The 266-nt window shown below is 41.0% G+C and carries 1 protein-coding gene; it reads left to right on the top strand.

Features of this window, described 5'->3' with window-relative positions:
• A partial coding sequence (locus tag SB772_RS41745; RefSeq protein ID WP_410838739.1) for a DUF3078 domain-containing protein occupies positions 1–266 on the top strand: 266 nt, incomplete at both ends.

Genomic DNA, 266 nt, shown 5'->3' with positions numbered 1-266 from the left:
CAGGCTGCTTTCTCGAATTGGGTCGGTGGTGGAGCGAATAACGTAGGATGGATTGCCGGGGTTAATTATAATATTACCTATGAAAAAGGTAACGATCTTTTGGAGAATATTATTGCATTGGACTATGGTCAGAATGACACCAAAGGATTGGGAGTGAGAAAGACGCAGGATGTCATTAATATTTCCACCAATTATGGAAGGAAAGTTTCCAAAAGCTGGTATTTATCGTTAGGAGCAGGTTTACAGTCCCAGTTTTCTGCAGGATA

Origin of the sequence: Paraburkholderia sp. SIMBA_030 (genome assembly GCF_046535245.1) — a bacterium.
Classification (GTDB): domain Bacteria; phylum Pseudomonadota; class Gammaproteobacteria; order Burkholderiales; family Burkholderiaceae; genus Paraburkholderia.
The sequence above is the reverse complement of the archived record's forward strand: the minus strand, read 5'-3'. Positions and strand labels throughout refer to the sequence as shown.